Source organism: Shewanella sp. T24-MNA-CIBAN-0130 (genome assembly GCF_040310185.1).
Taxonomy (GTDB): Bacteria; Pseudomonadota; Gammaproteobacteria; order Enterobacterales; family Shewanellaceae; genus Shewanella; species Shewanella psychromarinicola.
On sequence record NZ_JBEOPP010000405.1, the window covers coordinates 1 to 258 of the forward strand.

Annotated in this window: 1 protein-coding gene; it reads right to left on the reverse strand. The window is 52.7% G+C overall.

The genetic code is table 11. From position 1 onward, the window contains the following. On the reverse strand, positions 1-258 hold a 258-nt coding region (locus AAEZ02_RS22895), incomplete at both ends, for an alanine:cation symporter family protein (RefSeq protein WP_351125414.1).

A 258-nucleotide genomic window follows, 5' to 3' on the forward strand; every position in this document is an offset into this window, starting at 1 on the left:
GGGGTCAACCACTCCAGACAAGATAATAATAGAGGCAGTAGCGGTACAAATAACCAAGGTATCCATAAAGACCCCGAGCATCTGCATAAATCCTTGCACTGCTGGATGATCGGGATGACTTTTGGCCGTTGCCGCCGCATTGGGTGCGGAGCCCATACCGGCTTCGTTAGAAAACAAACCGCGTTTGATACCGTTGATCATCGCCTGAGCGATACCGTAACCGATGACCCCGCCCGCTGCTTGCTCAAAGCCAAAGGC